Source organism: Brevundimonas sp. (genome assembly GCF_041648615.1).
Taxonomy (GTDB): Bacteria; Pseudomonadota; Alphaproteobacteria; order Caulobacterales; family Caulobacteraceae; genus Brevundimonas.
This window is the reverse complement of record NZ_JBAZOS010000054.1, coordinates 1-11,885: the sequence shown is the minus strand read 5'-3', so window position 1 is coordinate 11,885 and position 11,885 is coordinate 1. Positions and strand designations below refer to the sequence as shown.

Annotated in this window: 11 protein-coding genes; 5 read left to right on the top strand and 6 right to left on the bottom strand. The window is 68.1% G+C overall.

The features are described from left to right. Nucleotides 1-1,437, top strand: a 1,437-nt coding sequence (gene pnp / locus WC555_RS14495) for a polyribonucleotide nucleotidyltransferase (protein ID WP_373254692.1), incomplete at its 5' end; no start/stop codon positions are given. A gap of 289 nt (nucleotides 1,438-1,726) precedes the next feature. Next, on the top strand, nucleotides 1,727-2,083 hold the full coding sequence (locus WC555_RS14490; protein ID WP_373254690.1) for a hypothetical protein: 357 nt from the start codon (nucleotides 1,727-1,729) through the stop codon (nucleotides 2,081-2,083). Between the two features lie 27 nt (nucleotides 2,084-2,110). On the opposite strand, the gene WC555_RS14485 is transcribed toward WC555_RS14490, so the two are convergent. The 3 genes from WC555_RS14485 to clpB are packed head-to-tail and all read right to left on the bottom strand — an operon-like array spanning nucleotide 2,111 to nucleotide 6,421. Beyond that, the gene (locus WC555_RS14485) at nucleotides 2,111-3,148 is read right to left on the bottom strand and encodes a macro domain-containing protein (protein WP_373254689.1); all 1,038 of its coding nucleotides are present in this window, start codon (nucleotides 3,146-3,148) and stop codon (nucleotides 2,111-2,113) included. A gap of 4 nt (nucleotides 3,149-3,152) precedes the next feature. Beyond that, nucleotides 3,153-3,824, bottom strand: a complete 672-nt coding sequence (locus WC555_RS14480) for a DUF4433 domain-containing protein (protein WP_373254687.1) — start codon at nucleotides 3,822-3,824, stop codon at nucleotides 3,153-3,155. 8 nt (nucleotides 3,825-3,832) lie between these two features. Next, nucleotides 3,833-6,421, bottom strand: coding sequence for an ATP-dependent chaperone ClpB (clpB, locus tag WC555_RS14475; RefSeq protein ID WP_373254685.1), 2,589 nt, complete (start codon nucleotides 6,419-6,421; stop codon nucleotides 3,833-3,835). A 242-nt stretch (nucleotides 6,422-6,663) separates the two neighbouring features. On the opposite strand from clpB, the gene WC555_RS14470 reads away from it, so the two are divergent. The 3 genes from WC555_RS14470 to WC555_RS14460 all read left to right on the top strand — a co-directional run bounded on the left by WC555_RS14470 (nucleotide 6,664) and on the right by WC555_RS14460 (nucleotide 9,532). Next, the gene (locus WC555_RS14470; protein ID WP_373254684.1) at nucleotides 6,664-7,056 is read left to right on the top strand and encodes a BA14K family protein; all 393 of its coding nucleotides are present in this window, start codon (nucleotides 6,664-6,666) and stop codon (nucleotides 7,054-7,056) included. Between the two features lie 118 nt (nucleotides 7,057-7,174). Continuing rightward, nucleotides 7,175-7,822, top strand: a complete 648-nt coding sequence (locus WC555_RS14465; RefSeq protein WP_373254681.1) for a LysE family translocator — start codon at nucleotides 7,175-7,177, stop codon at nucleotides 7,820-7,822. Nucleotides 7,823-7,888: 66 nt separating this feature from the next. Beyond that, the gene (locus tag WC555_RS14460) at nucleotides 7,889-9,532 is read left to right on the top strand and encodes a serine hydrolase (protein WP_373254679.1); all 1,644 of its coding nucleotides are present in this window, start codon (nucleotides 7,889-7,891) and stop codon (nucleotides 9,530-9,532) included. Nucleotides 9,533-9,538: 6 nt separating this feature from the next. On the opposite strand, the gene WC555_RS14455 is transcribed toward WC555_RS14460, so the two are convergent. From WC555_RS14455 to WC555_RS14445, 3 genes are all read right to left on the bottom strand, one after another. Next, on the bottom strand, nucleotides 9,539-9,952 hold the full coding sequence (locus WC555_RS14455; protein ID WP_373254678.1) for a hypothetical protein: 414 nt from the start codon (nucleotides 9,950-9,952) through the stop codon (nucleotides 9,539-9,541). Between the two features lie 13 nt (nucleotides 9,953-9,965). Further along, on the bottom strand, nucleotides 9,966-11,348 hold the full coding sequence (locus WC555_RS14450; protein WP_373254676.1) for an FAD-dependent oxidoreductase: 1,383 nt from the start codon (nucleotides 11,346-11,348) through the stop codon (nucleotides 9,966-9,968). Further along, on the bottom strand, nucleotides 11,345-11,885 hold a 541-nt coding region (locus WC555_RS14445), incomplete at its 5' end, for a DUF4893 domain-containing protein (protein WP_373254674.1). The genes WC555_RS14450 and WC555_RS14445, both read right to left, overlap by 4 nt.

Here is an 11,885-nt window from a genome sequence, read left to right as displayed (position 1 = left end):
CGCAACGGCGTCGACGTGGCCAAGAAGGCCGCCGCCGCCAAGCTGGTGAAGACCGACGAGAACCCGGACGGCGTCGATTCCGCCCGGTTCGGCGTCGCCTTCAAGGAATGCGAAGCCCACGTCCTGCGTCGCGACATCATCGACAACGGCCACCGCGTCGACGGCCGCGCCCTCGACAAGGTCCGCGACATCGTCTCGGAAGTCGGCGTCTTCCCGCGCACCCACGGCTCGGCCCTGTTCACCCGCGGCGAGACCCAGGCCATCGTCGTCGCCACCCTGGGCACCGGCGAGGACGAGCAGTACGTCGACTCGCTGGCCGGCACTTACAAAGAGAAGTTCCTGCTGCACTACAACTTCCCTCCCTATTCGGTCGGCGAGACCGGGCGGATGGGCGGCGCGGGCCGTCGGGAAATCGGTCACGGCAAGCTGGCCTGGCGGGCGATCCGTCCGATGCTGCCGTCGTCGGAAGACTTCCCCTATACGATCCGCATCGTCTCCGAGATCACCGAGTCCAACGGCTCGTCCTCGATGGCTTCGGTCTGCGGCGCCTCGCTGGCGCTGATGGACGCGGGCGTGCCGCTGGTGCGCCCGGTCTCGGGCATCGCCATGGGCCTGATCCTCGAGCCGTCGGGCGAGTTCGCCATCCTGTCCGACATCCTGGGTGACGAAGATCACCTCGGCGACATGGACTTCAAGGTGGCCGGCACGCGCGAGGGCATCACGTCCCTGCAGATGGACATCAAGGTCGCGGGCATCACCGAAGAGATCATGCGCAAGGCGATCGCCCAGGCTTCGGCCGGCCGCCTGCACATCCTCGACGAGATGGACAAGGCCATCGACGGCGCCCGCACCGAGCTGGGCGAGTACGCGCCCAAGATCGAGTCGATCAAGGTTCCGACCGACAAGATCCGCGACATCATCGGCACCGGCGGCAAGATCATCCGCGAGATCGTCGAAAAGACCGGCGCCAAGATCAACATCGAGGACGACGGCACGGTGAAGATCGCCGCCTCGGATCAGGAGAAGATCGACGCCGCCAAGGCCTGGATCACCTCCATCGTGTCCGAGCCCGAGCCCGGCATGATCTACACCGGCAAGGTCGTGAAGGTCGTCGACTTCGGCGCCTTCGTGAACTTCTTCGGCGCCAAGGACGGCCTGGTCCACGTGTCCCAGATCGCCCTGGAACGCGTCGCCAACCCGGCCGACGTCCTGACCGAAGGCCAGGAGGTCAAGGTCAAATTCCTGGGCATGGACGATCGCGGCAAGACCAAGCTGTCGATGAAGGTCGTCGATCAGGTGACCGGCGAGGACATCACCGACAAGATCAACGCCGAACGCGCCGAACGCGGCGAGCCGGCCCTGTCGGACGACACCGGCGGCCGTCCCAAGCGTGAAGGCGGCGGCGGTGACCGCGACCGCGGCCGCAGCCGTCGCTAGGACGCGGCGACTTCGCTGAATGAAGGAGGCCCCGGTGGAAACGCCGGGGCCTTTTTCATGGCGGCGGGCCAGCAAGGCGAACAACCCGTCTCCTCCCTGTTCGCGTAGCGAACGGGGAGGTGGCGCGGCGCGGCTTCGCGCCGTGACGGAGGGGTTCTGTCCGCGTGCGCGGCCGGCGCCCCTCCACCGCTCCGCGGTCCCCCTCCCCATCGCTTCGCGACAGGGAGGAGACAGGCGGGCCCGCCGGCGCCTATCCTTTCGCCGGGTTTGCAGCGGAAAGGGCGCACCGATGAGCACCGACGGCCACTATCTCGCGGTCTTCACCTCGAACAAGACCAGCCCGAAATGGCGGGCCTGGTATGCGATGAGCGAGGCCGAACAGCGCACGAAGGCCGAGATCGGCGTGGCCGCGGTGAAGGCCTGGGACGCGGCGCATCGGGACGTCATCGTCTATCAGGGCGGGCCGCTGGGCCCGACCAAACGGGTGGCGGACGACGGGATCGCGGACGTCGTCAACGAACTGACCGTCTTCATGGTGGTGCGGGCGGACTCGCACGAGGCGGCGGCGCGGATTTTCGAGGACCATCCGCATTGCACGATCTTCGTGTGCGACGCGGTGGAGGTGATGCCGTTGTTGGGGGGCTGACTGGCCGCCGTTAGGAAGCCGCTGTCGTTAAATCCAGCCGGCCGAGGATAGGCGCTGATGAGCTTTCGCGATCTCGCCTTTAGACATAATGGTGCGTTTTCGTTCGTTCCACGAGTGGACACCGTTGACTACTTCTTGAACTGAAGAAGCCGAGCCCAATTCCATCGCAACCCAATGTGTGGTCGCGAGAAGCTCCATGCCGAACGGAGTTTCAAATCCACTGATGAGTTCCTTGACCCGTGCTACCCGCTCCCCCGTCTCCGATATCTCGTTCTCGCAGAGGTGATTGTCGGCAGCCTCCAAGGCTGCGGGAATAACAGTTATCTCAGAACGCCCGGTTCCATCACCAACGCCCGAGACGTACGTCCCTTCCATCTTCAAGAGCGCGTGACGCAACCCATCGGCATATGGGCCAAACTTGTGTTTCACGAAGGCGAGATTCATTGGCTCGCCAGCCCGAATAAGGAAATAGGCGAGTTTCTGAGCCTCAATCATGCTCAGCGGGTAAAGCATGGCACGGTAGGCGGCGAACAATTTGATGATCGCTGCTCGTCCAGGCGTCATGTTAACCGGCTGTGCTTCCGGTGCCAAAGCTCGAACAACGGGCGCGGATTCTGGCTCAAACAGTCGAACCTCTAGGCCGGGAATATCTTGGAGAGCTTCCAAGATAAGAGGTTTCACCGATGACCAAGACAGGCCGCCATTCCCGCAACCCAATGGTGGCAAAGCTATCGATTTGATGTTGTGGTGATGAATGACCCGGACGAGATCAGCTAGTCCAGATTCCACAAACTCAATTTTAGATTTCCCCTTCCAGTGCTGCTTGGTGGGAAAATTGATAATAAATTGAGGCTGAGCGAGACCGCCATTATCGACCACAAACATTTTGCCGACACGAACGTCACCGCGTGCGCAGGCGGCATAATATTCGCGGAAATTGACAGGCCATTTCTTCTTGAACTGGAGGGCAATACCCTTGCCCATCACGCCCACGGTGTTGACCGTGTTGACGATAGCGTCGACCCGTTGCTCTAGTAAGTCGCCTTTGGCAAAAATGATCGTCATGACGTCAATAGTACCAATCTCTCACGATCGAGACTGGCACCTCCCAACCGCTCGCAGCGAGCCCCCGTTCTGCTTTTGTTTTCGCAGCCTCCGTCATTACGACGATTTGGGTTATGTCGGCAAGGTTGACGCTATCATAGGCCAGAAACTCCGCCTGCCGAGCTTCCATGCGTCGCACGTAGCGGAGCGGGTCATTCCGATTCTGCCAGAATTTGCAGTAGCCGCCTTGGATGTGCGGGGTCTCCAAAATTAGGTCCCAAGAGACCCGGTCCAGATTGGCTAGGTCGTCGAAAAAATCAGCCAAGTCCAAAACCGCGTGCATGTTAGTGAATGCAAATTGTTGGCGCGCAGAGATGGCTTGGGCGGTCGATACCAAGTACGCGAAATCCTCTTGGCGAAGATCGACGCCGGGGACATTTCCGCTGTTGATCGTCAGCAACATTGGTGATCGAGGCGCAAAATAGAACGGAACGTAGTCGTGAAGAACGCCACCCGGAGGGACCGGAACGGCTTTCAACGCTCTGCGCTCTTGGATTTGGGCATAGGACGCGTTTTCGTGTTGAAGCCCCGCTCGAGCCAGACGGGCTTTCGACAGAAGAGCGTCAGCCCTACCGAGACGCTCGAGGTTTCCCACGGGCGTAAAGTGAAAGATCAATGTCGGCTTGGGTGCGGGCATATTTTAAACTAATGCACCCGCGCCTTCCCGATCACCAGCCCGCCGTCCCCCGCTGACACCGCGATCACGCTCCCGTCCTCGATCTCCCCCGCCAGCAGTTTCTTCGCGATCGGATCGACCAGGTCCTTCTGGATCACCCGCTTCAGCGGCCGCGCGCCATAGACCGGGTCGTAGCCCTTGTCGGCCAGCCAGGCGTAGGCGCTGTCGTCGAGCGTGATCGTCAGCCTCCGGTCGGCCAGCAGCTTTTCGAAGCGGGCCATCTGTATGCGGACGATCCCCGCCATCTGGTCGCGGCCGAGGCGGCGGAAGAGGATGATCTCGTCGATGCGGTTCAGGAACTCGGGGCGGAAATGGCCGCGGACCTGCTCCATGACGTAGGGCCGCACGGCCTCGACGTCGTCGCCCTCGCCCTGGTTGGCCAGGGCCTCCGACCCTAGGTTGGAGGTCATGATGATCAGGGTGTTCTTGAAGTCGATGACGCGGCCCTGGCCGTCGGTCAGCCGGCCGTCGTCCAGCACCTGCAGCAGGACGTTGAAGACGTCGGGGTGGGCCTTTTCGACCTCGTCGAACAGGACGACCTGATAGGGGCGCCTACGGACAGCTTCTGTCAGGGCGCCGCCCTCGTCATAGCCGACATAGCCGGGAGGGGCGCCGATCAGGCGGGAGACGCTGTGCTTCTCCATATACTCCGACATGTCCATGCGGGTGATGGCGGCCTCGTCGTCGAACAGGAAGGCGGCCAGGGCCTTGGTCAGCTCGGTCTTGCCGACGCCGGTGGGGCCGAGGAAGAGGAAGCTGCCCAGCGGGCGGTTGGGGTCGTTGAGGCCGGCGCGGGCGCGGCGCACGGCGTCGGCGACGGCGGTCAGGGCCTCGTCCTGGCCGACCACGCGGGCGCGCAGGGCGTCCTCCATCTTGAGCAGCTTCTCGCGCTCGCCCTCGAGCATCTTGTCGACGGGCACGCCGGTCCAGCGGCTGACGACCTGGGCGATCTGTTCGGCGTCGACGACCTCGGGGGTCAGGGGACCCTGTTTGTCGGTCTCGGCGGCCTCGGCCTCGGCCAGCTGCTTCTCGATCTGGGGGATCTGGCCATAGGCGATCTCGGAGGCGCGGCCGAGGTCGCCGGCGCGCTGGGCGGCGGCCAGCTCGGCGCGCAGGCGGTCGAGGGTCTCGCGCAACTGGGCGCCCTGGCCGACCTTGGCCTTCTCCGACTTCCAGCGGGCGGTCAGGTCGTCGGACTGGCCCTCGAGGTCGGCGATCTCGTCCTCGAGCTTTTCGAGGCGGGCGACCGAGGCCTTGTCGTCCTCCTTCTTCAGGGCCTCGCGCTCGATCTTGAGCTGGACCAGACGGCGGTCGATCTCGTCGAGGGACTCGGGCTTGGAGTCGACGGCCATGCGCACGCGGCTGCCGGCCTCGTCGATCAGGTCGATGGCCTTGTCGGGCAGGAAGCGGTCGGTGATGTAGCGGTGGCTGAGGGTGGCGGCGGCGACGATGGCGCTGTCGGAGATGCGCACGCCGTGGTGGACCTCATACTTCTCCTTGATGCCGCGCAGGATGGAGACGGTGTCCTCGACGCTGGGCTCCTCGATGAAGACGGGCTGGAAGCGGCGGGCGAGGGCGGCGTCCTTCTCGACGTGTTTGCGGTACTCATCCAGGGTGGTGGCGCCGACGCAGTGCAGCTCGCCGCGGGCGAGGGCGGGCTTGAGCAGGTTGGAGGCGTCCATGGCGCCGTCGCCCTTGCCGGCGCCGACCAGGGTGTGCATCTCGTCGATGAACAGGATGATGCCGCCCTCGGCGGCGGTGACCTCGGCCAGCACGGCCTTGAGCCGCTCCTCGAACTCGCCGCGGTATTTGGCCCCGGCGATCAGGGAGCCCATGTCGAGGGCCATGACGGTCTTGTCGCGCAGGCTCTCGGGCACGTCGCCGTTGACGATGCGCAGGGCCAGGCCCTCGACGATGGCGGTCTTGCCGACGCCGGGTTCGCCGATCAGGACGGGGTTGTTCTTGGTGCGACGGGCCAGGACCTGGATGGTGCGGCGGATTTCCTCGTCACGGCCGATGACCGGGTCGATCTTGCCGTCGCGGGCGGCCAGGGTCAGGTCGCGGGCGTAGCGTTTGAGGGCGTCATAGGCGTCTTCCGCCCCGGCGCTGTCGGCGGTCTTGCCCTTGCGGACCCCGGCGATGGCGGCGTCGAGCTTGTCGGGGGTCGCGCCGACGGATTTCAGGACTTCCGCGGCCACGCCGCCCTCGCGGGCGATGGCGGAGAGCAGGCGTTCGGTGGTGACGAAGGCGTCGCCGGCCTTTTTCGAGGCCTCTTCCGCCGAGGCGAAGACGCGGGCGGTGTCGCCGTCCAGATAGATCTGGCCCGAGCCGCCGGTGACCTGGGCGCGCTTCTTCAGGGCGGTCTCGGTCGCGGCCTCCGCCCTGGCGGGGTCGCCCCCGGCGGCGGTGATCAGGTTGCGGGCGAGGCCGTCGCGCTCTTCCAGCAGCACCTTGAGCAGATGTTCGGGGGCGAACTGCTGGTGGCGGCGGGCCAGGGCCAGCGACTGGGCGGACTGGACGGCCTGTTTGGCGCGGTCGGAATAGAGGTCGAGATTCACGGCGTGTCCCCTGATCAGGCGGAATGTGCTCCCAGAACGCCCTTTCACGAAGCGACGCCTTGAGATGGCGCAAATCTGGGTGTGGCGATCGCGCCACACAAGGGGGCGGCGGGTCCGAATACGGCGGACCGGTGTCAATCGTGTTTCAGGGGCGAAATATTCCAATGGAAGGAACGGATGGGGCCTGATCATGCGTTCCACCTGCATCGGACCTCCCTCCGATGATGAGAAGGACGCCTGAGATGAGAAAGACCCTGATCGCCCTGGCCGCCGGCCTGCTGACGCTGAGCGCCCTGCCGGCCGCAGCCGCCGACCTGCCGGGCCAGACCCGGCCGAACGCCGAACGGCCCCGCACCGACAACAACCGCCCCGACGCCCAACGGCAGGATGGCCGCGACAACGACCGTCGCGACAACAACCGCAACGACACGCGCGGCGATCGCAACGACGACAGCCGCCACGGCCGCTGGGACGCGCGCTGGGGCGCCCGGCCGCCGGCGCCGCCGCGCCACTTCACGCGGACGTCCGACTGGAACCGCCACGTCCGCGCCTGCCAGCAGCGCTACCGCACCTATAACCCGCGCACCGACCGCTATGTGCCGCGGCGCGGCCAGACGGCCATCTGCCGCCTGTAGCCTTCGCAAGGACCGGGACGGGCCCCGCTGTCGGCGACGACGGCGGGGCCTTTGCGTCGGGGGCGGGGGTGACGGGCCGGAGGGCGCGGGCCTAGGATGGCGGTTCGAGGAGACGCCCTTGCCGCCCCATTCCGCCTGGCCGGTCGATCCGGCCGTGCTCCTGCCGTTCGTGATCGCCGTGGCCCTGATCGAGCTGACGCCGGGCCCCAATATGGGCTGGCTGGCCCTGGTTTCGCTGGCGCGCGGGCGGCTGGCCGGATTCGCGGCGGTGGCGGGGGTGACGGTCGGGCTGGCGGCGTGGATGCTGGCCGCGGCCTTCGGCCTGACGGAGGTGCTGCTGGCGTGGCCGGCGCTGTATCAGCTGATCCGCTGGGCCGGAGTGATCTTCCTGCTGTGGCTGGCCTGGGAGGCATGGCGCGGCGACGGCGACCCGGCGGCCGGCGACGGGGACGATCACCGGACCATCCGCGGCCTGTTCCTCCGCGGCCTGACGGGCAATCTGCTGAATCCCAAGGCGGCGGTCTTCTATGTCGCCCTGCTGCCCACCTTCATGCGCCCGGATCACGGATCGCCGCTGGCGCAGGCGCTGACCCTGGGCGGACTGCATCTGCTGGTGGCGGCGGCGGTTCATGCCCTGATCGTGCTGGGGGCGGCGCGCGCCGGAGGCCTGGTGCTGACGCGGATGCAGGGACCCGCGCTGCGCGCCCTGATGGCCGGCGGCCTCGTGGCGGTGGCGCTGTGGATGGCGTGGCAAACGCGGGGCTGAGGCGGCGATGGACAGGGTCCGCGCGGGCGGGCTAGCGTCCGGGCCGAACCTGTCCGGAGTCGCCTGATGTCCATCCGCCTGACGCGCCGCTCGGCGCTGTTCGCCTCGGCCAGCCTGGGCGGAGCGGCGGCCCTGCCCTCCTGGGTCTGGGCGCAGGAAGCGGCCAACGACAGCGCGGCGCTGGCGGACCAGGTCGACGCCTTCGTGAAACGGACCATGGCCGGCTTCCCCGACCAGCCGGCGGTTTCGGTGGCGCTGGTCAAGGGCGGGGAGGCGGTGCTGACCCGGGGCTATGGCGTGCGGGCCATCGGCGGGGCGGCGGTGGACGAGCACACCCTGTTCGCCATCGCCTCCAACACCAAGGCGGTGACCTGCGCGGCCCTGGCCATATTGATCGACGAGGGCAAGGTGAAGTGGGACGAGCCGGTGCGGACGTATCTGCCCGGCTTCAGCCTGTCGAAGCCCGAGCTGAACGACATGGTGACGGTGCGCGATCTGGTCAGCCACCGGATCGGCTTCGGCCTCGGCGCCGGGGACCTGCTGTTCTGGCCCAACAGCGACCGGACGCGGGCCGAGATCATGGCCGCCATTCCGCATGTTCCGATCGAGGACGGTTTCCGCACCAGCTACCACTACTGCAATCTGATGTTCGTCGTGGCGGGCGAGGTGGTGGCGGCGGCCAGCGGCATGCCGTGGGAGGATTTCGTCCAGACGCGGATTCTCGACCGGCTGGGGATGACGGATACCCTGCCGCTGATGACGGCGGCGGACCCCGCGAAGTCGGCCCTGCCGCACGGGCGCATCGGGCCGCCGCTGCGCTATCAGGGCGGGATGCAGACCATCGGCCGGTCGATCCAGGAGGTGTGGAACTGGTCGTCGGCGGGCGCGGCGGGGGGCATCGTCACCACGCCGGCGGACTGGGCGAAATGGATCGCGGTGCAGCTGGCGCGCGGCCGGCTGCCGGACGGCACGCGGCTGTATTCCGAGGCGCGGGCCAATGAGATGTGGCGGCCGAACATCATCATCTCCAACTCGGCCGGGCCGACGGCGGAGCTGCCGGGACGGGCCATCGCCTCGACCTATGCGACCGGCTGGCAGGTGCAGGACTATCGCGGCGAGCGGATGATCACCCACGGCGGCGGGGCCCCCGGCTATGTCTCGGGGACGGTGCTGATCCCGGGACGGGACGCCGGCTTCTCGTATTTCACCAACGCCGAGGAGAGCTTCCTGACGCGGGCCCTGCGCAGCGGCATCACCGACATCATCATGGGCAAGGCCGACTTCGACTGGGTCGCCGACGGGGTGCGGCTGCAGGCCGAGGGGAATGCGAAATCGATCGCGGCGGCGGCGGAGATCGACGCGAAACAGGCGGCGGGCGCGCCGCCCTCCCTGCCGCTGGCGGCCTATGCCGGAACGTGGCGCGATCCCTGGTACGGCGACATCGTCATCGAGGCGCGGGCCACGGGACGCGGGCGGAACCGCAAGACGGGCCTGTCGCTGCGTTTCAGCAGAACGCCGTCACTGCAGGGGCCGCTGGAAGCCTACGACGGCGACACCCTGCGGACGCGGTTCACGGACCGGCGCGAGGAGGACGCGTTCATCACCTTCAAGCTCGAGAACGGGGCGCCGGTCTCGGCGACGATGAAGGCGGTCAGTCCGGATGCGGACTTCTCGTACGACTTCCATGACCTGCGGCTGACGAAGGTCTGATCGCGGTTACTCCGCGTTCTGACGACCGGCGACCCGGCCCGCTTCCAGCACGGGCATGCCGGCCTCGGTGGGGATGTAGATGGTCTCGCGGCCGGCCTTGTCCGAGGTCTCCCTGAGCATGTCGATATAGGCCCAGCGCAGGTAGTTTTCGGGGCCGCCGAGGCTTTCGGCCATGATGCGGTTGGCCTCGTTGGTGCCGCGGGCGCGAGCGACCTCGGCCCGGGCGGTCAGGGTGGCGGAGTCGAGGGCGGCCTGGGCCTCGAGCACGCGGATGCGGCGGTCCTGGACGGCCTGCTCATAGGCGGCCTTGCCCTGCATCTGCTTGGAATAGACGTTGTAGGTCGGCAGGCCGATCATGACGAGGGCGAGGACGATGAGCGCCGCGACGACCGCGCCGATGGTGATGCCGAAACCGCGCATGAAGCCCTCCTGATCAGGCGGGATCGCCCCGCGCCGCCAGACTCGCCGTCCCGGGCCCGGGGGTCAAGGGCGACCGGGGATCCAGCAGCACGCCCGCGACCGTGGCCGCCAGCAGACGCGGGGCCCCCGGCAGGCGGGCGACCTTGCCCAGGACATGGTCGCGGACCCAGGGAAGCAGACGACCGTCAGCCTGGTAGAAGGGGGTGAAGCCGAGGCTGAGCGCCTGATACAGCCGCACATGCCAGCGACGGGCGCGGGCCCAGGCCTCGAGCGCCGTGGGCAGGTCGCGGTGGCGGATCAGGGCGTCGGCCAGGGCCCGGGCGTCCAGCAGGCCCATGTTCACGCCCTGGCCGAGCTGGGGGCTGGTGGAATGGGCGGCGTCGCCCAGCACCGCCAGCCGCTCGCCCACGGGCCGGGCCAGGGTCTGGTGGCCGTAGGAGGCCAGGGTCATCTGTTCGCGGTCGGTGATGGCGTCCAGCACGGGCGCCAGCTCGGGCCACAGGCGCAGGCAGTGCTCCTTCCAGGCCGCCAGTCCGAGGGCGTGCCAGTCGGCCCAGATCTCGGTCTTCAGGCTCCAGAAGAAGGTCGCCAGCGGGGCGTCGGGCGCGTCCGGAAGAGTCCCGCAGGGCAGGACGCCGAGCATGCGGCTGGCGCCCAGATAGACCTGTTCCAGCGCCGTCGGATCGAAGGGCGCGCCGGGCCACGGCACGGTGGTCCAGAGCGCGCCCCAGGCGAGATCGCGCCGCTCGACCCCCATGCCGGCGGCGATGGCCGAGCGCGCGCCCGAGGCGTCGACGACCAGGTTGAAGGGCGCGCTGCGGCGGCCGCCGCTGTCGACCAGACGGCCGGCGTCGGCGGCGACGATCTCGCGGTCCGTTTCGAAGTCGACCCCGGCCTCGACGCAGGCCTCGTACAGGATGGCGAACATGGCGGCGCGGTGGATGCCGATGGCCGGGCGCGGATGCTTCAGGTCGCTGTAGCGGACGTCCAGAACCACCCGTCCGCGACGGGCCTCGCGGCCGAAAATGTGGTCGATGCGCTGGCCGCAGGCCTCGACCCGGGGGGTCAGGCCCAGCCCGTCGAGCACGTGCAGGCCGGTGGGCTGGAGCATGAAGCCGGCGCCGACGGGGCGGGGCGTGGCGAACCGCTCATGGACCATGACGCGCCGTCCCTGCCGCGCCAGCATCAGGGCGACGGCGAGACCCGTGGGGCCGGCCCCGACGACGGCGATGTCGGCCGGGCGGGGTCGGCGGGGCGGCGGCGGGATGTCGAGGGACCCGGGCGCCGCCGTCCTGACGGACCGCGAGCGCCGGATCCTGGGGACCTCCCGATCCGACGCGGCCTCGGCCGGCTTCGCCCGCGACTTGCGGCGCTTCGGGACCGCCTTGTCCGTCACGCGGGGACGAGTTCGATCACGTCGAGATTGGACTCGGCCTGGGGCCAGGGCAGGACGAGACGCCAGCGGCGGTCGCCGATCCGCTCCAGCACCGCGATCAGGTCGCGGTCGGGACGCCGGCCGTAGGAGTTGGCGGCGGGCTCCTCGGCCAGGGCGAGGGAGCCCAGCAGGATCATCTCGCGGTCGTTTTCGGGGAACAGCAGGCCGGCGGGGCGCTGGCTGCCGGTCAGTTTGGAGAATTTCAGGCCGCGCGGCGTCTGTTCGATGCGGCAGGCGAACCAGCCGTAGACGACAGAACCGAGGCCCTGTTCGCCGCCCTGGGAGCCCAGTTTGACGGTGCGGCAGCGATAGTCGCCCGGGGGCGGGGTCACGGGCGCGCGGCGAACGTCGGGGTCGATCAGATCGCCGAGCGACCCCAGGTCGCCCGACCCGGTCTGGCGGCGGGCCTGCTGCAGGGCCAGGGCCCAGGCGGCGTCGCGGCGGTTGTAGCGGTCGCGGTCGGCCGAGGTGACGACGCCGCGCCAGTCGCGCAGGGCG